We start from the raw sequence: 18,453 nt of genomic DNA, 5'->3' as shown, positions 1-18,453 counted from the left end.
ACGTGCGCCGTCGAGATGGTGATGCCGCGTGCCTTTTCTTCCGGAGCTGCGTCGATCTGATCGTAGGCCTTGAACTCACCGAAGTACTTGGTGATTGCTGCCGTCAGAGACGTCTTGCCGTGGTCGACGTGGCCGATCGTGCCGATGTTGACGTGCGGCTTGTTGCGCTCAAACTTACTCTTTGCCATTTTCGGCTCTCCATTTTCTGGTCCCCGTCAGGGGAAATTCACAATTCTCAATTGGACGGTCGGCGTATTCCGGTCACTTCTGACCGGAATACTTTGCCTGGATTTCAGCAGCAACGTTCGACGGAACCGGTGCGTAGTGATCGAAGGTCATCGAATACTGTGCACGGCCCTGCGACATAGAGCGCAGGTTGTCGACGTACTTGAACATGTTGGCGAGCGGGACGTGAGCATTGATCACGATCGCGATGCCGCGCTGTTCCTGGCCCTGGATCTGGCCACGACGGGAGTTCAGGTCGCCGATCACGTCACCGACGTAATCTTCCGGCGTCACGACTTCCACCTTCATCATCGGCTCCAGAAGCTGGGCGCCGGCCTTCTTGGCTGCTTCACGGAAGCAGGCACGCGAGGCGATTTCGAAGGCGAGAACCGAGGAGTCGACGTCGTGGAAGGCACCATCGATGAGGGTGGCCTTGACGCCGAGCATCGGGAAGCCTGCGAGCGGACCAGACGACAGAACGCTTTCGATACCCTTCTGAACGCCCGGGATGTATTCCTTGGGAACAGCACCGCCAACGATCTTGGACTCGAACTTGAAGTCTTCGCCATCCGGGTTGGGTTCGAAGACGAGCTTGACGCGCGCAAACTGGCCGGTACCACCGGACTGCTTCTTGTGCGTGTAGTCTTCTTCGTGCTGACGCGTGATCGTCTCACGGTAAGCAACCTGCGGAGCACCGACGTTGGCTTCAACCTTGAACTCGCGACGCATGCGGTCGACGAGGATATCGAGGTGAAGTTCGCCCATGCCAGCGATGATGGTCTGGCCGGATTCCTGGTCGGTCTTGACGCGGAAGGACGGGTCTTCGGCAGCGAGGCGATTGAGCGCGAGGCCCATCTTTTCCTGGTCGCCCTTGGACTTCGGCTCGATCGCGATCTGGATGACCGGCTCCGGGAATTCCATGCGCTCGAGGATAACCGGCTTCAGGGGATCGCAGAGCGTGTCACCCGTCGTGGTTTCCTTGAGGCCAGCGAGAGCAACGATGTCGCCTGCAAAGGCTTCTTCGATGTCTTCACGGCTGTTGGAATGCATCTGCAGCATGCGGCCGACGCGCTCGCGCTTGTCCTTGACCGTGTTCAGAACCGACACGCCCTTTTCGAGCTTGCCCGAATAGATGCGTGCGAAGGTGAGCGAACCAACGAAGGGGTCGTTCATGATCTTGAACGCGAGCATAGCAAGCGGCTCGGCATCATCTGCATGACGCTCGATTTCGGCTTCCGTCTTGAAGTCGATGCCCTTGATGGCCGGAATGTCCAGCGGCGAAGGCAGATATTCGACAACGGCGTCGAGGAGCGGCTGAACGCCCTTGTTCTTGAAGGCCGTGCCGCAGAACATCGGGTGGAACTTGACATCGATGGTGCCGCGGCGAACCAGAGCACGGATCTTGTCGTTATCCGGCATGATGCCGTTCAGGTAGTCTTCCATCGCCTGTTCGTCGATCTCGACAACGGTCTCGATCAGCTTTTCGCGATATTCTTCTGCCTTGTCCTTCAGGTCGTCCGGGATCTCGACAACGTCCCAGGCAGCGCCGAGGGACTCGTCACGCCATACGAGAGCATTCATCTCGATCAGATCGACAACGCCCTTGAACTCGGACTCAGCACCGATCGGGAGCTGCATGACAACTGCCGTGGCACCGAGACGGGTCTTGATCATTTCTACCGAGCGGTAGAAGTCAGCACCGGTCTTGTCCATCTTGTTGCAGAAGATCATCCGCGGGACGTTGTACTTTTCAGCCTGACGCCAGACGGTTTCGGTCTGCGGCTCAACGCCGGCATTGGCGTCGAGCAGAGCAACTGCACCGTCGAGAACGCGCAGCGAACGTTCGACTTCGATCGTGAAGTCAACGTGGCCGGGGGTGTCGATGATGTTGAAGCGGCGCATCTTGCCGTCGCGACCCTTCCAGAAGGTCGTCGTGGCAGCGGAGGTGATCGTGATGCCACGCTCCTGCTCCTGCTCCATCCAGTCCATGGTGGCTGCGCCGTCATGAACTTCGCCGATCTTGTGAGACTTACCGGTGTAATAGAGGATACGCTCGGTGGTCGTGGTCTTGCCGGCGTCGATATGCGCCATGATACCGAAGTTGCGGTAGTCTTCGATTTTATATTCGCGAGCCATAACGGACTGCCTTTCAATATTTAATCGGTGGATTACCAGCGGTAATGCGAGAAGGCGCGGTTTGCATCGGCCATCTTGTGGGTGTCTTCGCGCTTCTTGACGGCGCTACCGCGGTTGTTCGCTGCGTCGAGCAGCTCGCCGGAGAGGCGGTCGACCATGGTTGTCTCGTTGCGCTTGCGAGCGGCAGTGATGAGCCAGCGGATCGCGAGAGCCTGGCGGCGCTCCGGACGAACATCGACCGGGACCTGGTAGGTCGCACCGCCGACGCGGCGCGAACGAACTTCAACATGCGGCGCGACGTTGTCGAGCGCCTGATGGAAGATCGCAATCGGTTCCTGCTTGGACTTGTTCTGAACGACGTCGAAGGCACCATAGACGATGCTTTCAGCGACCGACTTCTTGCCGTGAAGCATGATGGCGTTCATGAACTTGGTGACGACGAGATCACCGAACTTCGGGTCCGGATTGATTTCGCGCTTTTCTGCACTGTGGCGACGGGACATACTGTTTGTCTCTCAACGGTTGGGACGCTTTAGAACGCGGAGGACCTCGCGCAGCGCCTTAAATCAAATCAAAGAAGGACCGAAGATTACTTCGGACGCTTCGCACCATACTTCGAACGGCGCTGCTTGCGGTTCTTGACGCCCTGGGTGTCGAGAACGCCGCGGATGATGTGGTAACGAACGCCCGGCAAGTCCTTTACGCGGCCGCCACGGATCATGACGACAGAGTGTTCCTGCAGGTTGTGACCTTCACCCGGAATGTAGCCGATGACTTCGAAGCCATTGGTCAGGCGGATCTTGGCGACCTTACGCAGAGCCGAGTTCGGCTTCTTCGGGGTCGTGGTGTAGACGCGAGTGCAAACGCCGCGCTTCTGCGGGTTTTCCTGCAGAGCAGGAACCTTATTGCGCTTTACCTGTGCCTGACGCGGCTTGCGGATCAGCTGGTTTACGGTAGGCATATACCCATCCCTTGCAAAATCTAGTCTCAAGCCCTTGCGGGCCCTGGTGGTTTGCCGTTTCCGGCGGCGGCCGCACAGTTTTCTTCATGCGCAAAATGTGGCCCGACCCGTTTTCGCGGATGGACCACAAAAGACAGAGGACGCACTGCGAGAGTGCGTCGTGCGAGCAGCATTTTTGTCGTCAACGTGCGTTTGGAGACCTGTTTGAGACTAACTTCAGGACGCGTCGTCCCGAAAAACCCGGTCTCACATGGGCTCCGATGGCCGGGGTACTACTGTTTTCCCCCCATTGCGTCAAGTCACATCTGAGAATTAATGCCTGAAGCCCCCTGCTACAGCGGGAGTCTGGCGGATTCAACGCAGGAAAATCGGCAAGGCTTTCGAATATGGCTTGGCTTCATCACCGAAACTTCTAGATAGGAGGAGGGGGAGGGTCAACCTCCCCTGCCCGTCTGGTCGAATCGGCCACGGCTTAGAATCGACCCGCCAGCCAAGAAGGCCCGACGCCATGATGACCAGTCCTGACAATGACAACACCCGTGACGAACCGATGGTCTTCATCGTAATCGCGAAGGCCTACGAGACCGAAGGCGGCGAACCGATCGACCTGCATGTCATGCTGACAGCCCCCGACGATGACACTGCGGTGCGACTGACCCTCAACGCGCTGTCGGAGGAAGGCTTCCTGGAGGCCGACCTCGACCAGATCGGCATGATCACCGGCGCCCCCGACGAGGAGCCGCATGCCTCCGCCTATCAGGGTGCGCTGGAAGGCGAAGTGGCGATCATCCGTTTCGCCTGAGAATACGCCCACACAGCCGCAGAGCCAGAGGCCGGTCCATCGACCGGCCTTTTTTGTTGCCTGCCTCAGGACGCTTGCTCGTGGCGATGGCACCCGCAAGTGCGACTGACACCCCCTCCACCAAGAGCAGGAAATGAAAAGACCGCCCGGAGATGGCTCCGGGCGGTCTTTCTAGCTTCTGGACGATCAGGCTTTCCGATTACTCGGCAGCCGGAGCGCTTTCGCCTGCGAGGTTCTGCAGCATCGGGGTGGCCATATCGGCGCCCGTGCCCTTCTTGCGTTCCTCGAGGATGAGGTCGTCGCGAGATGTAGCGATGCGGCGGATCTGCGTCATGGTACCACCGGTACCAGCCGGGATCAGACGGCCAACGATGACGTTTTCCTTCAGGCCCTGCAGCGTGTCGGTCTTGCCGGCAATCGCAGCTTCCGTGAGAACCTTGGTGGTTTCCTGGAAGGATGCGGCCGAGATGAACGACGGCGTCTGCAGCGAGGCCTTGGTGATGCCGAGAAGGACCGGATCGCCGTATGCCGGCTTCTTGCCCTCTTCCGCCAGGCGGTCATTGTTGTCGTCGAGTTCGATGCGGTCGACGTTGTCACCCACGATGTAGTGGCTGTCGCCCGCGTCGGTGATCTCGACCTTCTGCAGCATCTGGCGAACGATTACCTCGATGTGCTTGTCGTTGATCACAACGCCCTGCAGACGGTAGACTTCCTGGATTTCGTTGACCAGGTACGAGGCAAGTGCCTCGACGCCCTTGATCGCCAGGATGTCGTGCGGAGCCGGGTTACCGTCGAGGATGTAGTCACCCTTTTCGATGTAGTCGCCTTCCTGAAGGTGGAAGGGCTTGCCCTTCGGGATCAGGTATTCGACAGGCTCGACACCGTCTTCTGCCGGCTCGATGATGACGCGACGCTTGTTCTTGTAGTCGCGGCCGAGGCGGATCGTACCATCGATCTCAGCGATGATGGCGTGGTCCTTCGGACGACGGGCTTCGAACAGTTCGGCAACACGCGGCAGACCACCGGTGATGTCCTTGGTCTTGGCGCTTTCGAGCGGCGAACGTGCAAGAACGTCACCCTGGGAGACCTTCTGACCAGGTTCGACCGACAGGATCGCGTCGACCGACAGATGGAACCGGGCTTCGCCACCACGGGCCACCTTCAGAACATTGCCGCTGGCATCCTTGATGACGATTGCCGGCTTGAGGTCCGTACCGCGCGGGGTCGAACGCCAGTCGATGACCTGGCGCTTGGTGATGCCGGTCGACTCGTCGGTGGCTTCGAGCACCGAGATACCGTCGACGACGTCCTCGAAATGCACGATACCCTCGACTTCCGTCATGATCGGGCGTGTGTACGGATCCCACTCGGCCAGACGCTGGCCGCGCTTCACCTTGTCGCCATCATCAACGAAGACCTTCGAGCCGTAGGCGACACGCTGCGAGGACCGCTCGACGCCACGTTCGTCGAGGAGCATCACGGCCATGCTGCGGCCCATGGCGATCAGGGTGCCATCAGAATTGCGCAGCATGTTGCGGTTCTTGATCTGAACCGTACCTTCGTACGAGGCTTCCAGGAACGACTGGTCGACCACGGTCGCGGTACCGCCCAAGTGGAAGGTACGCATGGTGAGCTGGGTACCCGGTTCACCGATCGACTGAGCCGCGATGACGCCGACGGCTTCGCCCATGTTGACAGGCGTACCACGGGCCAGATCTCGACCGTAGCAGATCGAGCAGACGCCGGTCTGGACTTCGCAGGTCAGTGCCGAGCGAATACGGATCGACTGAATACCAGCCTTCTCGATTTCCACGACATGCGGCTCGAGGATCATCTGGCCGGCATCGACGATGCGCTCACCCGTGATCGGATGATCGATGTCATCGAGTGCCGTACGGCCGAGAACGCGGGCGCCGATGGAGGCAACGACCTGGCCGGCATCGACGATCGCCGTCATGGTCAGGCCCTTGTCGGTGCCGCAATCCACGAGATTGACGATGCAATCCTGCGCCACGTCGACGAGACGACGGGTCAGGTAACCGGAGTTCGCGGTCTTCAGAGCCGTGTCTGCGAGACCCTTACGGGCACCGTGGGTCGAGTTGAAGTACTCGTTAACGGTCAGACCTTCCTTGAAGTTCGAGATGATCGGCGTCTCGATGATTTCACCCGACGGCTTGGCCATGAGGCCGCGCATGCCGCCCAGCTGGCGCATCTGGTTCGGTGAACCACGGGCACCCGAGTGCGACATCATGTAGATGGCGTTCATCTGCTTCTGGCGACCCGTTTCCGGATCGAATTCGACGGCCTTAATGCGGGCCATCATGTCCTCGGCGACCTTTTCGGTTGCCTTGCCCCAGGCGTCGACGACCTTGTTGTACTTTTCGCCCTGAGTGATCAGGCCGTCATTGTACTGCTGCTCGTATTCCTTGACGAGCGTTTCGGTGTCGCCAACGATCTTCGCCTTGGTTTCCGGGATGATCATGTCGTCCTTGCCGAACGAAATGCCGGCGCGGCAGGCGTGGGTGAAGCCGAGCTGCATGATGCGGTCGCAGAAGATGACCGTGTCCTTCTGGCCGCAATGGCGGTAGACCGTGTCGATCATCTTGGAGATGTTCTTCTTGGTCATTTCCTGGTTGCAGGTTTCGAACGGCACGTTGACGTTCTTCGGCAGAAGTTCGCCGATGATCATGCGGCCAGGCGTGGTTTCATAGATCTTCGATACCGGCTTGCCTTCGGCATCGACGGTCTTGAAGCGACCGCGGATCTTGGCATGCAGGGTGACGACCTTGTTTTCCAGTGCATGGTGCAGTTCGCCCATGTCGGAGAAAGCCATGCCTTCGCCCGGCTCGTTCTGGTTCTGGATCGACAGATAGTAGAGGCCGAGAACCATGTCCTGCGACGGAACGATGATCGGTGCGCCGTTTGCCGGATGCAGGATGTTGTTCGTCGACATCATCAGCACGCGGGCTTCAAGCTGGGCTTCCAGCGAGAGCGGCACGTGAACAGCCATCTGGTCACCGTCGAAGTCGGCGTTGAAGGCCGTGCAGACGAGCGGATGCAGCTGGATTGCCTTGCCTTCGACCAGGATCGGTTCGAAAGCCTGGATGCCCAGGCGGTGCAGCGTCGGTGCGCGGTTCAAGAGAACCGGATGCTCGCGGATGACCTCGTCGAGGATATCCCAGACTTCCGGCTTTTCCTTTTCAACCAGCTTCTTGGCCTGCTTGACGGTCGAGGAGTAACCCTTGGCGTCGAGGCGGGCGTAGATGAACGGCTTGAACAGTTCGAGCGCCATCTTCTTCGGCAGGCCGCACTGGTGCAGCTTCAGTTCCGGACCGGTCACGATGACCGAACGGCCGGAATAGTCGACGCGCTTGCCGAGAAGGTTCTGACGGAAGCGGCCCTGCTTGCCCTTGAGCATGTCGGACAGCGACTTCAGCGGACGCTTGTTGGCGCCGGTGATGACGCGGCCACGGCGGCCGTTGTCGAACAGCGCGTCTACAGATTCCTGCAGCATGCGCTTTTCGTTGCGGATGATGATGCCCGGAGCGCGCAGTTCGATCAGGCGCTTCAGACGGTTGTTACGGTTGATCACACGACGGTAGAGGTCGTTGAGGTCAGACGTCGCGAAACGACCACCATCGAGCGGAACGAGCGGGCGCAGGTCCGGCGGGATGACCGGAACGACCTTCATGATCATCCATTCCGGACGGTTGCCGGATTCCATGAAGTTCTCGACGATCTTCAGGCGCTTCATCAGCTTCTTCTGCTTCAGATCCGACGTAGTTTCCGCCAGGTCGGAGCGCAGATCGCCGGCGATCTTCTCGAGGTTCATCGAGGCCAGCATCTCGTAGATGGCTTCAGCGCCGATCATGGCGGTGAACTGATCTTCGCCGAACTCGTCGACAGCGATCATGTATTCCTCTTCGGAGAGAAGCTGGTTTTCCTTGAGCGAGGTCAGGCCCGGCTCGGTGACGATGTAGTTTTCGAAGTAGAGAACGCGCTCGACATCCTTCAGCGTCATGTCCAGCAGCGTGGAGATGCGCGACGGCAGCGACTTCAGGAACCAGATATGGGCAACGGGTGCTGCGAGCTCGATATGGCCCATGCGCTCGCGGCGAACGCGCGACAGCGTGACTTCAACGCCGCACTTTTCGCAGATGATGCCCTTGTACTTCATGCGCTTGTACTTGCCGCACAGGCACTCGTAGTCCTTGATCGGTCCGAAGATACGCGCGCAGAAGAGACCGTCACGCTCGGGCTTGAACGTACGGTAGTTGATGGTTTCCGGCTTCTTGATCTCGCCGTAGGACCACGAAAGGATCTTCTCCGGGCTCGCAATCGAGATCCGGATGGAGTCGAAGTGCTGAGCCGGCACCGACGGGTTGAAAAGGTTCATGACCTCTTGGTTCATGCCTGTCTCCTTATGGGGCTAGAAGCCCTCTATCGGGTCTCGGTGGCGGCGAATTCCCGGGATGCCGCACCAGACCCTCAAATGACAATAACCGCTGATTGCGGCGAAACTCCCCTTCCCGTCCCGAATTTGGCCGCGGGCAGTCAGGGGATGGCGTGCGCGGATTGAACCACGCACGCCTTTGTCAAACCGTTATTCGGCTGCGTCAGGCAGCTGACCGTCTTCCGGCAGGAGCTTGGAGTTCTCGAGTTCGACGGAAAGGCCGAGAGAGCGCATTTCCTTGACGAGAACGTTGAAGCTTTCCGGAATACCGGCCTCGAAGGTGTCGTCGCCACGGACGATCGCTTCATAGACCTTGGTACGGCCGGCCACGTCGTCCGACTTCACCGTCAGCATTTCCTGCAGGGTGTAGGCGGCGCCGTAAGCTTCGAGTGCCCAGACTTCCATTTCCCCGAAGCGCTGACCACCGAACTGCGCCTTACCACCGAGCGGCTGCTGGGTGACGAGCGAGTACGGACCGATCGAGCGAGCGTGGATCTTGTCGTCGACAAGGTGGTTCAGCTTGATCATGTACATGTAGCCGACGGTGACCTGACGGTCGAAGGCTTCACCGGTACGACCATCATACAAGGTCGACTGACCCGACGGGTTGAGACCCGCACGCGTAAGCATCTCGGAGACGTCGCTTTCATGCGCACCGTCGAAGACCGGCGTGGCGATCGATACGCCACGCTTGGCTTCTTCGGCAAGCTTGACGAGCGCGTCGTCGTCGAAGTGCTTCACTTCGTCATGGGCTTCCGACTCGTAGATCTCCGTCAGTTCCTTGCGCAGATCGGTGATGTCGAGGTGCTTGCGATAGTCCTCAAGCATCTGGCCGATCTTCTTGCCCATGCCGGCGCAAGCCCAGGCAAGGTGGGTTTCGAGGATCTGACCGACGTTCATGCGCGAGGGAACGCCAAGCGGGTTCAAGACGATGTCGACATGCGTGCCGTCTTCGAGGAACGGCATGTCCTCAACCGGTACGATGCGCGAAACAACACCCTTGTTGCCGTGACGGCCGGCCATCTTGTCGCCCGGCTGGATCTTGCGCTTCACAGCGACGAAGACCTTGACCATCTTCATGACGCCCGGGGGCATTTCATCGCCGCGCTGGACCTTTTCGACCTTGTCCATGAAGCGCTGTTCAAGGCGCGACTTGGATTCGTCATACTGGCCACGGAGCGCTTCGAGTTCGCCCTGCACCTTTTCGTCTTCGACTGCAAACATCCACCACTGCGAGCGGGGATATTCGGAGACGATGGCGTTGGAAAGCTCGACGCCCTTCTTGAAGCCCTTCGGGCCTGCAATCGAGACCTGGCCACGCAGCATGTCGATCAGACGGCCGTAGACGTTACGGTCGAGGATCGCCTGCTCGTCGTCGCGGTCCTTGGCGAGGCGTTCGATTTCCTCGCGCTCGATCGCCATCGCACGTTCGTCCTTTTCAACGCCGTGGCGGTTGAAAACGCGAACTTCAACGACGGTGCCGAAGGTGCCCGGAGGCATGCGCATGGAGGTGTCGCGAACGTCAGAGGCCTTTTCACCGAAGATGGCGCGCAGAAGCTTTTCTTCCGGCGTCATCGGGCTTTCGCCCTTCGGGGTGATCTTGCCGACAAGGATGTCGCCAGGAGCAACTTCAGCACCGATGTAGACGATACCGGCTTCGTCGAGGTTCTTCAGCGCTTCTTCCGAAACGTTCGGAATGTCGCGCGTGATTTCTTCCGGACCAAGCTTGGTGTCGCGGGCCATGACTTCGAATTCCTCGATGTGGATCGAGGTGAAGACGTCTTCCGAGACGATGCGCTCCGACATGAGGATCGAGTCCTCATAGTTGTAGCCGTTCCACGGCATGAACGCGACGAGCGCGTTGCGGCCGAGAGCCAGATCGCCGAGATCGGTCGACGGACCGTCCGCGATGATATCGCCCTTGTTCAGGATGTCACCGACGGTGACCAGCGGACGCTGGTTGACGCAGGTGTTCTGGTTCGAACGCTGGAACTTCTGCAGGCGGTAGATGTCGACGCCCGACTTGGACGGGTCGAGATCTTCCGTGGCGCGGATAACGATACGCGTCGCGTCGACCTGGTCGACCACGCCGCCGCGACGGGCACCGATGGCAGCGCCGGAGTCACGGGCCACGATCGGCTCCATGCCGGTTCCGACGAACGGCGCTTCGGCACGCAGAAGCGGCACGGCCTGACGCTGCATGTTCGAACCCATGAGGGCGCGGTTGGCGTCGTCGTTTTCGAGGAACGGAATGAGAGCGGCCGCGACCGAGACCAGCTGCTTCGGCGAGACGTCCATCAGGTTGATGGTGTCGCGCGGGGACAGCATGACTTCGCCAGCGTGACGGCAGACGACGAACTCTTCGACGAACTGGCCATCGGCCGTCAGCTCGGAGTTGGCCTGGGCCACGTAGTACTTGGCTTCTTCCATCGCCGAGAGATAGACGACGTCCATCGTCACCTTACCGTCGATGATCTTGCGGTACGGGCTTTCGATGAAGCCGTACTTGTTGACCCGTGCGAAGGTGGCGAGCGAGTTGATCAGACCGATGTTCGGGCCTTCCGGCGTTTCGATCGGGCAAATACGGCCGTAGTGGGTCGGGTGAACGTCGCGGACTTCGAAGCCTGCGCGTTCGCGGGTCAGACCACCCGGTCCAAGAGCCGAGAGACGGCGCTTGTGGGTGATTTCCGACAGCGGGTTCACCTGGTCCATGAACTGCGACAGCTGCGAGGAGCCGAAGAATTCGCGGACGGCAGCAGCAGCCGGCTTGGCATTGATCAGGTCCTGCGGCATGACGGTGTCGATTTCGATCGACGACATGCGTTCCTTGATCGCGCGCTCCATGCGGAGCAGGCCGAGACGGTACTGGTTTTCCATCAATTCGCCGACGGAGCGAACGCGACGGTTGCCGAGGTTGTCGATGTCGTCGATCTCGCCCTTGCCGTCGCGTAGTTCGACCAGCATCTTGACCACGGCCAGGATGTCATCCTTGCGCAGAACGCGGACGGTATCCGGGCAGTCGAGGTCGAGACGCATGTTCATCTTGACGCGACCGACGGCCGACAGGTCGTAACGCTCGGCGTCGAAGAACAGCGACTGGAACATGGCCTCGGCCGAGTCCATGGTCGGCGGCTCACCCGGACGCATGACGCGGTAGATGTCGAACAGCGCGTCCTGACGGTTCTCGTTCTTGTCGGCCGACAGGGTGTTGCGGATGTAGGCGCCGACATTGATGTGGTCGATGCCGAGGATCGGGATCTCTTCGAAACCGGAATCCAGGATCTGCGGAAGCGACTTCTCGTCGATTTCCGCGCCGGCTTCCATGTAGATTTCACCGGTCGACATGTTGACCAGGTCTTCGGCGAGGTAGTTGCCGAACAGGTCTTCGTCGGAAGCCTTGAGGAACTTCAGGCCCTTGTCCGAAAGCTGACGCAGCAGACGCGGGGTGAGCTTCTTGCCGCCTTCGACCACGACTTCGCCGCTGTCGGCGTCGACGAGGTCAGAGATGGCCTTGGCACCCTTGAGGGTTTCCGGGTTGAACGGGAAGCGCCAGCCCTTGCCGTCACGCTCGTAGACCGACTTCGAGTAGAAGGTCGACAGGATTTCTTCGCCGTCCATGCCGAGCGCCATCAGCAGCGAGGTCACGGGGATCTTGCGGCGACGGTCGATACGGGCGTGGACGATGTCCTTGGCGTCGAACTCGATGTCGAGCCAGGAACCGCGATAGGGGATGACGCGGGCAGCGAACAGCAGCTTGCCCGACGAATGGGACTTGCCCTTGTCGTGGTCGAAGAAGACGCCCGGCGAACGGTGCATCTGCGAGACGATGACGCGCTCGGTACCGTTGACGATGAAGGTACCGTTGTTGGTCATCAGGGGCATGTCGCCCATATAGACGGACTGTTCCTTGATGTCCTTGATCGAGCGTGCGCCCGTATCCTCGTCAATATCGAACACGATCAGGCGCAGCGTGACCTTGAGCGGTGCAGCATAGGTCAGGTCGCGCTGACGGCATTCATCGACGTCGAACTTCGGCGGCTCGAATTCGTAGGACACGAATTCCAGCATGGACGCGCCGGAGAAATCGGTGATCGGGAATACGGATTTGAAAACGGATTGCAGCCCCTCTTCGGGACGGCCGCCCTGCGGCTCGTCGACCATGAGGAACTGGTCATAAGATGCCTTCTGAACCTCAATGAGGTTCGGCATTTCTGCGACTTCTGGAATTTTTCCGAAAAACTTGCGTACGCGCCTGCGACCGTTAAAGGTAAGGGTCTGAGCCATCGTCGCTCCTTGTCAGTTTGCACCCGGGCCTGCAACAGACGGTGACCGCTGGCCAGGCGGCTCCGTCAAAAAATGGATCACTCAATCTCGTCTCGAGATCCGGACGGCCGGCCGGTTTGCCGGGCGCGCGGGTCAAGACCATCCTCTTGAGAACCCATTACCCAGGGACCGTTTTCAAACGGTCCCTGGGTAATGTGTCCGGAGGAAACCGGCGGGAAAAGGAAACCTTCTCCCGCCGCATTCCGATATTACTTGACGTCGACCTTAGCGCCGGCTTCTTCAAGCTTCTTCTTGAGGTCAGCGGCTTCAGCCTTGGAAACGCCTTCCTTGACAGCCTTCGGAGCGCCTTCGACGAGGTCCTTGGCTTCCTTGAGGCCGAGACCGGTGATGGCGCGGACTTCCTTGATGACGTTGATCTTGTTGGCGCCGGCATCCGTCAGGATGACGTCGAACTCGGTCTTTTCTTCTTCAGCCGGAGCTGCAGCAGCGCCGCCGCCAGCAGCAGCAACTGCTACGGGAGCAGCAGCCGAAACGCCCCACTTTTCTTCGAGCATCTTGGAAAGCTCAGCAGCTTCCAGAACGGTCAGAGAGGAGAGGTCTTCAACGATCTTTGCGAGATCAGCCATTGTACTAGTTCCTTATAGATGTTCGGTTCGAAACGAACTGGTTAGGGTATGAACAGCGAAAAACCGCCTTACGCGGCTTCGTCCTTCTTTGCGTAGGCCGCAAAAACGCGCGCCAGCTGTGCAGCCGGGGCCTGTACGACGCCTGCGATGCGGGTTGCGGGGGTCTGAATCATACCCAGCAGCTTTGCACGCAGTTCATCGAGCGAAGGCAGGGTCGCGAGCGACTTGACTGCTTCGGCGTTCAGCGTGGTCGTGCCCATGGCGCCGCCCAGAACAACGACCTTGTCGTTGGTCTTGGCGAAATCCACGACGACCTTGGGAGCCACGATCGGATCAGTGCTGTATGCAATCAGCGTCTGACCCTTGAAGAGATCGGTGATCCCTTCGGCTTCCGTGCCCTGAAGAGCGATCTTGGCCAGGCGGTTCTTCGCGACTTTGACGGTGCCGCCAGCAGCGCGCATCTTCGAACGAAAATCGTTCATCTGCGCAACCGTGACACCAGCATAGTGGGCCACAACAACCGAACCGGAAGCCTTGAAGACTTCGTTCAGTTCTGTGACGAATTCGCGTTTTTCCGCTCTTTCCACTGTCTGTCTCCAGTTGATGGGACCGCAATCCTGCAGGTCCCACCGGGTTTGCCTTTGCCTCAGGGGATCCATTTCGAGATCCCAAGCGACGCTTGAGGATCCTGTCCCCTCCGGTTGGAATTGCTTCCAGCCGCAAGGCGAATAAGGCTCGAACCGAACTTCAAGACGTCATCAGACGTTTAAATACCGGATCTCACCCGTCTCATGCAGGCTGATATTAAGGCCTTTCGGCCGCCCACAATCTCGGACAGGAGTGCCTGGTTTTGACACCAGGCATTTCCGGCCCCGAAAGGCCGGAAACTTGGTCAGGCCGGAGTTTGCACTCCGGCCGAATTCATAATCAGGCCGTAACCGTGGACGGGTCGATCTTGACGCCCGGGCCCATGGTCGAGGAGATGGCTACGCGCTTGACGTAGTTGCCCTTGGCGCCAGCCGGCTTTGCCTTGACGACGGCGTCAGCGAAAGCCTTGATGTTTTCTTCGAGCGCCTTGGCGTCGAAGGAAGCCTTGCCGATGCCGGCGTGGATGATACCAGCCTTCTCGACGCGGAACTCAACGGCACCGCCCTTGGAAGCCTTGACGGCGCCAGCGACGTCCATGGTGACCGTACCGACCTTCGGGTTCGGCATCATGCCACGCGGGCCGAGTACCTTACCGAGGCGACCGACGAGCGGCATCATGTCCGGGGTGGCGATGCAGCGATCGAAGTCGATCTTGCCGCCCTGGACGATTTCCAGCAGGTCTTCGGCGCCGACGATGTCTGCACCAGCAGCCTTGGCTTCATCAGCCTTGGCGCCACGTGCGAAGACGGCGACGCGAACGTCACGGCCGGTACCGTTCGGCAGGTTGACCACGCCGCGGACCATCTGGTCTGCGTGGCGCGGGTCGACGCCGAGGTTCATGGCGATTTCGATCGTTTCGTCGAACTTGGCGACGGCACGTTCCTTGACCATCGAGATGGCGTCGGACAGGGCGACCAGCTTGGTCGGGTCCACACCTTCGCGGATCTTCTGAATACGCTTTGCTACCTTGGCCATGATCAACCTACCACTTCCAGGCCCATGGAGCGGGCAGAGCCCTCAACCATCAGCATTGCGCCTTCGATGTCGGCAGCGTTCAGATCCTTCATCTTGCCTTCGGCAATTGCGCGGACCTGCGCCTTGGTGATCGTACCGACCTTCGCACCCTTGCCCGGAGTCTTCGAGCCAGAGGTGATCTTTGCTTCCTTCTTCAGCCAGTAGGTGACCGGCGGCTGCTTCATTGCGAAGGTGAAGGACTTGTCCTGGTAATAGGTGATGACGACCGGGATCGGCATACCCTTTTCCATTTCCTGCGTGGCGGCATTGAACGCCTTGCAGAATTCCATGATGTTAATGCCACGCTGACCAAGTGCCGGGCCGATCGGCGGGGACGGGTTAGCCGATCCTGCCTTGACCTGGAGCTTGAGCTGGCCTGCAACTTTCTTAGCCATTACTCTCTGCCTTTCATTTCAGACCGGTTGCCCGATCCCATATGCCAGCATTCGCTGGCGGCTGCGGTTGCGTGGTACGTCTGGACGGTCCGGCTTAGAGACCGCCATCCTCCCACGCGGGTCGGGGAGTTGCCTCCCCTTCTCCGATCAGACCTTTTCGACCTGACCGTATTCGAGTTCGACGGGGGTCGCGCGACCGAAGATCGAAACCTCGACCTTGAGGCGCGAGCGCTCTTCGTCCACATCCTGGACGATCCCGTTGAAGGAGGCGAAGGGACCGTCGGAGACGCGAACCTGTTCGCCGATTTCGAAGGACACCGACGACTTCGGGCGCTCAACGCCTTCCTGGACCTGACCCAGGATGCGCTCCGCCTCGAAATCAGGAATCGGAACCGGCTTGTTGTCGGAACCGAGGAAACCCGTGACCTTCGGGGTATTCTTGATCAGGTGGTAGGCTTCGTCCGTCAGGTTTGCCCGAACCATGACATAACCCGGGAAGAACTTGCGTTCGCTGTCCACCTTGCGGCCGCGACGAACCTCGACGACCTTCTCGGTCGGAACGAGGATCTTCTCGAAGAGATGATCAAGGCCCTTCTGACGGGCCTTGTGCTCGATGTCTTCCGCGACCTTCTTTTCAAAATTAGAATACGCGTGGACGATGTACCAACGTGCCGCCATGTTCGTCTCCGCCCGATTAATTGCCGACGCTCAGCACAAGGCTGAGCAACCAGCTGATGAGCTGGTCAGCGCCGAAGAAGAACAGCGCCGCGAAAAACACCATCGCCAGGACCATGAGCGTCGAAATCATGGTCTCGCGACGCGAGGGCCACGTCACCTTGGACGTCTCGGAGCGTACCTGCTGCAGAAACGCGAATGGATTACCCTTGGATGCCATTTAATGCCCACGCATTTACGGCGCGTAAAGCCGACCGTAGTCAGCCCCACGCACCGCGTGTCTGTTTGAACCCTACATAAAGACCGATTCCCCTTTTCACAAGAGGGAAAAGCTCTTCAGCAACTTTTCGGCTATGCCATATCGTCATACTCGTCGCCGCATCTGCGCGCCGTGAGAAAATGGCAGGGGCAGCCGGGCTTGAACCGACGACCTGCGGTTTTGGAGACCGCCGCTCTACCAACTGAGCTATACCCCTAGGCCTGACCTCGAACCGGAACGCTCCCGCTCAAGGCATGGCGCTCCCTTTAAGACGGCAGCGACGGAATGGCAAGTGTCTTTTTCCGGTTTTCCCCAAACCCGCCAGAGGCATGCCGCGATGCCGCCCCTCACCCGGCGAACCTGTGCGCAATGGGAGCCTTGCGCGAGCTGTATGACGCTCTTCAGCGGGGCGCTTGCCAGACTCTCGGCTTTGCCCGATAGTTGATCCGTTCCCTGCGGAGGATAGCCATGATCCGTATCAGCAATGCCAGCCTGCCCGGTTCGCAGTTTGACGATGCCGACCTATCCGAATCACGCTTCAGCGACGTGTCGCTGAAGGAGGCGGTGTTCAGCAATGTCGATCTCGGTCGCAGCCTGATGACCGACGCCAATGCAGATCAGATGGTGATCCGCAATGTCACGATGAACGCCGCCGTCATGGAGAACGTCGTCATGCATGCGGCCGCGGTCACCCATGTCGATCTCAACGGCAGCACGTTCCGATTCGCCAGTCTTGCCGATACCTCAATCGCCGAGTGCGATCTTACCGGCATGACCATCAACGGCTATCTGGTGACCGACCTTTTGCGGCTGGCCGAAGAGCAGCTGCTTGAGCGCGCGTGATTCCTGCTTACACAAGTCCGGTCGCGTCATAGCCGCGCTCACGATAGCGATCCCGCATCGTCGCAAACATCGGGTATTGGCTGGCACCGTGCCTGAACCAGGCCAGATACCGGGTGCGGTCTGACAGCCACCAACCAGGCTGCAACGTCCCCGCAGCCTCTGCGGCATCCCAAAAAACCTGGTCCGGAACACCCGCATAGGGCCTCCCCACGAGCCAGGATGTGCTCAAGGGATTGTGCGCTGCCGTGTACTTCTCCCGGTATCGCGCCTTAAGCAGCGCATCGCCTGCAAGAATGGCGACATCCTCCCCCTCGCCGAACTGATCCGCCGTTCCGTCGCAGATCGCGCCGTCTGCCAGCACATTCCAGGAATGGTAGAAGACCGGCCGCCCGTCCGGGAGCGCATAGACTCCATCCTTGCGCCGCCAACCGAACGCGTGCTCGATGAAGCAGGCCACCTCGTAACAGGCACCCCGCCAGCCGCATTTCGTGGCGATAGCTGCTGATTGCGCCGACCTGTTCATCCGTGACTGGCGACATCTCTGTTCCCCAAACGCCAAAGGCCCCGCTGTTTCCAGCGAGGCCCTTTCATCCTCCCTTGCGGGAGACGATTACTCGATGATCGAAGCGACGATGCCGGCGCCGTGTTCAGATCGCGCTTGCGCGCCATCTGAACCTCTTAAGCAGCGTCGGCAGCTTTCGCCATCGACGTCGATCACCGATTACTCGATGATCGAGGCGACGATGCCGGCGCCGTGTTCAGATCGCGCTTGCGCGCCATCTGAACCTCTTAAGCAGCGTCGGCAGCTTTCGCCATCGACGTCGATCATCGATTACTCGATGATCGAGGCGACGATGCCGGCGCCGACGGTACGGCCGCCTTCGCGGATCGCGAAGCGCAGCTTTTCTTCCATCGCGATCGGAACGATCAGCTCAACCTGAACCGTGACGTTGTCGCCCGGCATAACCATTTCCGTGCCTTCCGGAAGCGACACGATGCCGGTCACGTCGGTCGTGCGGAAGTAGAACTGCGGACGGTAGTTGGTGAAGAACGGCGTATGACGGCCGCCTTCTTCCTTCGTCAGGATGTAGGCTTCTGCCATGAACTTCTTGTGCGGCTTGACCGAACCCGG

Annotated in this window: 16 protein-coding genes and 1 tRNA gene; 2 read left to right on the top strand and 15 right to left on the bottom strand. The window is 59.6% G+C overall.

What is annotated here, in order from left to right; genetic code table 11:
* From J2045_RS23075 to rpsL, 4 genes are all read right to left on the bottom strand, one after another.
* Nucleotides 1-188 (bottom strand): GTP-binding protein (locus tag J2045_RS23075; RefSeq protein WP_006728776.1); only part of this gene is annotated, 188 nt, incomplete at its 3' end.
* Nucleotides 189-261: 73 nt separating this feature from the next.
* Nucleotides 262-2,361 carry an elongation factor G gene (gene fusA / locus J2045_RS23070; RefSeq protein WP_166599558.1) on the bottom strand — a complete coding sequence of 700 codons (2,100 nt, stop codon included), beginning with the start codon at nt 2,359-2,361 and terminating at the stop codon, nt 262-264.
* Between the two features lie 32 nt (nt 2,362-2,393).
* The gene (gene rpsG / locus J2045_RS23065) at nt 2,394-2,864 is read right to left on the bottom strand and encodes a 30S ribosomal protein S7 (RefSeq protein ID WP_006728778.1); all 471 of its coding nucleotides are present in this window, start codon (nt 2,862-2,864) and stop codon (nt 2,394-2,396) included.
* An 86-nt stretch (nt 2,865-2,950) separates the two neighbouring features.
* Entirely contained in the window at nt 2,951-3,322 is a 372-nt protein-coding gene (gene rpsL / locus J2045_RS23060; RefSeq protein ID WP_003507760.1) for a 30S ribosomal protein S12, read from the bottom strand.
* Nucleotides 3,323-3,830: 508 nt separating this feature from the next.
* Between rpsL and J2045_RS23055 the strand changes: the two genes are divergently transcribed.
* A complete protein-coding gene (locus J2045_RS23055; RefSeq protein ID WP_166599559.1) occupies nt 3,831-4,124 on the top strand; it encodes a transcriptional regulator in 294 nt (97 codons plus the stop codon).
* 199 nt (nt 4,125-4,323) lie between these two features.
* Here the strand turns inward: J2045_RS23055 and rpoC are convergent, their stop codons facing one another.
* From rpoC to J2045_RS23010, 9 genes are all read right to left on the bottom strand, one after another.
* A complete protein-coding gene (gene rpoC / locus J2045_RS23050) occupies nt 4,324-8,535 on the bottom strand; it encodes a DNA-directed RNA polymerase subunit beta' (RefSeq protein WP_307377757.1) in 4,212 nt (1,403 codons plus the stop codon).
* A gap of 192 nt (nt 8,536-8,727) precedes the next feature.
* On the bottom strand, nt 8,728-12,861 hold the full coding sequence (rpoB, locus tag J2045_RS23045; protein WP_307377755.1) for a DNA-directed RNA polymerase subunit beta: 4,134 nt from the start codon (nt 12,859-12,861) through the stop codon (nt 8,728-8,730).
* A gap of 248 nt (nt 12,862-13,109) precedes the next feature.
* Nucleotides 13,110-13,487 (bottom strand): 50S ribosomal protein L7/L12, encoded by a 378-nt coding sequence (rplL, locus tag J2045_RS23040; protein ID WP_307377753.1) that lies wholly within the window; start codon nt 13,485-13,487, stop codon nt 13,110-13,112.
* Between the two features lie 68 nt (nt 13,488-13,555).
* On the bottom strand, nt 13,556-14,074 hold the full coding sequence (rplJ, locus tag J2045_RS23035) for a 50S ribosomal protein L10 (protein WP_307377751.1): 519 nt from the start codon (nt 14,072-14,074) through the stop codon (nt 13,556-13,558).
* A gap of 340 nt (nt 14,075-14,414) precedes the next feature.
* Nucleotides 14,415-15,110, bottom strand: a complete 696-nt coding sequence (gene rplA, locus J2045_RS23030) for a 50S ribosomal protein L1 (protein WP_307377747.1) — start codon at nt 15,108-15,110, stop codon at nt 14,415-14,417.
* Nucleotides 15,111-15,112: 2 nt separating this feature from the next.
* The gene (gene rplK, locus J2045_RS23025) at nt 15,113-15,544 is read right to left on the bottom strand and encodes a 50S ribosomal protein L11 (protein WP_006728786.1); all 432 of its coding nucleotides are present in this window, start codon (nt 15,542-15,544) and stop codon (nt 15,113-15,115) included.
* 147 nt (nt 15,545-15,691) lie between these two features.
* Nucleotides 15,692-16,222, bottom strand: coding sequence for a transcription termination/antitermination protein NusG (nusG, locus tag J2045_RS23020; protein ID WP_166599564.1), 531 nt, complete (start codon nt 16,220-16,222; stop codon nt 15,692-15,694).
* 16 nt (nt 16,223-16,238) lie between these two features.
* The gene (gene secE / locus J2045_RS23015; RefSeq protein ID WP_102019756.1) at nt 16,239-16,439 is read right to left on the bottom strand and encodes a preprotein translocase subunit SecE; all 201 of its coding nucleotides are present in this window, start codon (nt 16,437-16,439) and stop codon (nt 16,239-16,241) included.
* Between the two features lie 180 nt (nt 16,440-16,619).
* A tRNA-Trp gene (locus J2045_RS23010) sits at nt 16,620-16,695 on the bottom strand.
* Nucleotides 16,696-16,946: 251 nt separating this feature from the next.
* Between J2045_RS23010 and J2045_RS23005 the strand changes: the two genes are divergently transcribed.
* Entirely contained in the window at nt 16,947-17,321 is a 375-nt protein-coding gene (locus tag J2045_RS23005; RefSeq protein WP_166599565.1) for a pentapeptide repeat-containing protein, read from the top strand.
* Between the two features lie 7 nt (nt 17,322-17,328).
* Here J2045_RS23005 and J2045_RS23000 read toward each other — a convergent pair whose 3' ends face one another.
* Both J2045_RS23000 and J2045_RS22995 read right to left on the bottom strand, forming a co-directional pair.
* Nucleotides 17,329-17,844, bottom strand: a complete 516-nt coding sequence (locus J2045_RS23000) for a hypothetical protein (protein ID WP_307377743.1) — start codon at nt 17,842-17,844, stop codon at nt 17,329-17,331.
* Between the two features lie 309 nt (nt 17,845-18,153).
* The coding region (locus J2045_RS22995) for an EF-Tu C-terminal domain-related protein (RefSeq protein ID WP_503128843.1) at nt 18,154-18,453 on the bottom strand (300 nt) is incomplete at its 5' end.

It is taken from the genome of Peteryoungia aggregata LMG 23059 (assembly GCF_030814435.1).
In the GTDB taxonomy this organism is placed as follows: Bacteria; Pseudomonadota; Alphaproteobacteria; order Rhizobiales; family Rhizobiaceae; genus Allorhizobium; species Allorhizobium aggregatum.
The sequence above is the reverse complement of the archived record's forward strand: the minus strand, read 5'-3'. Positions and strand labels throughout refer to the sequence as shown.

Bases quoted from the DNA above. Each gene is read 5' to 3' on its own strand.
- rpoB (WP_307377755.1), bottom strand. From the start codon at position 12,861: ATGGCTCAGACCCTTACCTTTAACGGTCGCAGGCGCGTACGCAAGTTT.
- rplK (WP_006728786.1), bottom strand. From the start codon at position 15,544: ATGGCTAAGAAAGTTGCAGGCCAGCTCAAGCTCCAGGTCAAGGCAGGA.
- rpsG (WP_006728778.1), bottom strand. From the start codon at position 2,864: ATGTCCCGTCGCCACAGTGCAGAAAAGCGCGAAATCAATCCGGACCCG.
- nusG (WP_166599564.1), bottom strand. From the start codon at position 16,222: ATGGCGGCACGTTGGTACATCGTCCACGCGTATTCTAATTTTGAAAAG.
- fusA (WP_166599558.1), bottom strand. From the start codon at position 2,361: ATGGCTCGCGAATATAAAATCGAAGACTACCGCAACTTCGGTATCATG.
- secE (WP_102019756.1), bottom strand. From the start codon at position 16,439: ATGGCATCCAAGGGTAATCCATTCGCGTTTCTGCAGCAGGTACGCTCC.
- J2045_RS23005 (WP_166599565.1), top strand. From the start codon at position 16,947: ATGATCCGTATCAGCAATGCCAGCCTGCCCGGTTCGCAGTTTGACGAT.
- J2045_RS23055 (WP_166599559.1), top strand. From the start codon at position 3,831: ATGATGACCAGTCCTGACAATGACAACACCCGTGACGAACCGATGGTC.
- rpoC (WP_307377757.1), bottom strand. From the start codon at position 8,535: ATGAACCAAGAGGTCATGAACCTTTTCAACCCGTCGGTGCCGGCTCAG.
- rpsL (WP_003507760.1), bottom strand. From the start codon at position 3,322: ATGCCTACCGTAAACCAGCTGATCCGCAAGCCGCGTCAGGCACAGGTA.
- rplL (WP_307377753.1), bottom strand. From the start codon at position 13,487: ATGGCTGATCTCGCAAAGATCGTTGAAGACCTCTCCTCTCTGACCGTT.
- J2045_RS23000 (WP_307377743.1), bottom strand. From the start codon at position 17,844: ATGAACAGGTCGGCGCAATCAGCAGCTATCGCCACGAAATGCGGCTGG.
- rplA (WP_307377747.1), bottom strand. From the start codon at position 15,110: ATGGCCAAGGTAGCAAAGCGTATTCAGAAGATCCGCGAAGGTGTGGAC.